This is a genomic window from Methylophaga sp. UBA5088, assembly GCF_002414625.1.
Taxonomy (GTDB): domain Bacteria; phylum Pseudomonadota; class Gammaproteobacteria; order Nitrosococcales; family Methylophagaceae; genus Methylophaga; species Methylophaga marina.
This window is the reverse complement of the sequence record NZ_DIAC01000036.1, coordinates 37,382-38,907: the sequence shown is the minus strand read 5'-3', so window position 1 is coordinate 38,907 and position 1,526 is coordinate 37,382. Positions and strand designations below refer to the sequence as shown.

At 44.0% G+C, this 1,526-nt stretch carries 1 protein-coding gene; it reads right to left on the bottom strand.

Translation table 11 applies throughout. The features are described from left to right. Nucleotides 1-22: 22 nt before the first annotated feature. On the bottom strand, nt 23-1,526 hold a 1,504-nt coding region (locus tag B4K20_RS05100; protein ID WP_289282112.1), incomplete at its 5' end, for a formylmethanofuran dehydrogenase subunit A.

The following is a 1,526-nucleotide window of genomic DNA, read 5'->3' as shown; positions in this document are numbered from 1 at the left end:
ACCATGCCCTTTTTTATTAAGCTCAGGCTGAATATTGGCCTGATAGTTTGGTCGCTAAATAATCTCTGTGCTGCTCTTCCATAAAGGCATCAGTGATACCGTAATGACTGATTTTCATCGTGTAAAAACGATCAAAATAATCTTGCACCGTCTGTTCAATTTCCTGATTAAAACCAACAGAAGCGGTCACAGTACTGCCGTTAGTGCGTTGTGTTACACGACCATCATTCAGTACAAGCTCACCATTTTTAAACACTTTTTCAGCATGGCGGAACATAACCGATTTGTCATCTTGTTCACGATAAACAGCAATGTCAGCTCTTGACCCTGGTTGTAACGTCCCTCTGTCATTCTGCCCCAGTAAACGGGCAGGCGCCGCTCGGGTCATAATCGCTATCTCATACAAACTGAATTCTTTTTTCAGATCTTTTAATAAGGTCATTTCGGTGATTTCAGGATGCAGATTTTCCAAACAAGCCATGCGATACTCATAACTCATTAATAAATGTAATAAGTCTGGATAACGGGTAAATGGCGCACCATTTGGATGATCAGTAGTAAAAAATAATCGCCATGGATCTTCTGATAGTAAAAATATCTCCAGGCCAATCGCCCACTGCAAGCCATTCACAAAGCTGGTTTGTTTGTATTGATAAGGCACGATACCACCACTGCCCTCATTCTCTGCATGCCAGACGTGCCATTTATTGGGACTGGCATCGCCACGACGAGCAAACTGTGCCATGACGTCACCTGACAAAGTCACCGTTTGACCAAATAGCACCTGCCCGACATCCATCGTAATATTCGGATAACGATTAAATGCTGCCATCAACTGAGCTGCAGCGGAAGAAAAACCAAACTTACCTTCATTGCCATAGCCATAAAACTGCACATGCGCCAGATGCATTGGCAATCCCTGCGCCGCTTCCATCGTATCGACAATCGTCTGGATGTTGCCTGGCGTTCCCAAGTTATTACAATGAACGTGAACAGGATGTGGTAATCCAGTCTGTACAGCAGCAGTCTGCAAGGTTTGTAATAACTGACGTGATGAAATGCCGTAATCACTTAAAACATCATCTAAATCAAAAGTTTCGGCACCCTCTTTAAATGCTTGTGATCCACCGGCGTTAATCACTTTTAAGCCTAGGGCTTTTGTTTTATGTAGCGTCCAGGCCACATAATCATTAATTTGTGACTGGCCCGCACCAGCACGGATTAAATTCACCAATAAATCATCACTACCTAGGATGGCTAAAGCCGCCGTATCGATAATAGGAATATCAGCAAATTCGGCATGCACTTGTGGTGCATTAACAGGCAACATCGCTGGTTCAACAACCATGCTATAGCCCATCTCAGTGTATTTATAACCGGTTTCGAACGACGACCAACGCGCATTAGAGAAAGGTGTGACAGCTTGTCGCATCAAATGATTACGATGCTGCTCTGGCAGCAATAACCGAGCTGTGTTGACGTTACCTCCAGCAATATGACTGTGTATATCAATGCCACCGGCCATC